The sequence below is a fragment of the Salinimicrobium oceani genome (genome assembly GCF_012037645.1).
The window spans coordinates 1-327 of record NZ_JAAVJR010001320.1; the positions used below are offsets into that span (position 1 = coordinate 1).

General features: G+C 42.5%; 1 protein-coding gene. It reads right to left on the reverse strand.

Translation table 11 applies throughout. The features are described from left to right. A partial coding sequence (locus tag HC175_RS22015) for an HAD-IC family P-type ATPase (protein ID WP_317172396.1) occupies positions 1-293 on the reverse strand: 293 nt, incomplete at its 3' end. Positions 294-327 lie beyond the last annotated feature (34 nt).

Consider the following 327-nt stretch of genomic DNA (forward strand, 5'->3'; position numbering starts at 1 on the left):
TTGAGAAATAGAATTTGCAGAGGTAAAAGATTAAGAGGCAGGGTACTCATGGAAAGAATTCCCACCACCAGAATCTCTGCGAGGTTGCAGGACAAAAGAAATACTACAAACTTCCGGATATTCCCAAAAATATTCCTTCCCTGTCTGATTGCTAATTCTATGGAGGTAAACTTATCATCTAAAAGAATTACGTCGGCTACTTCTTTGGCCGCCTCAGACCCCCGTATTCCCATTACGATCCCGATGTCGGCTTTTTTTAATGCCGGGGCATCATTAACACCGTCCCCCAGCATTCCTACGACTAATTGATGTTGTTGGTAAAATTGA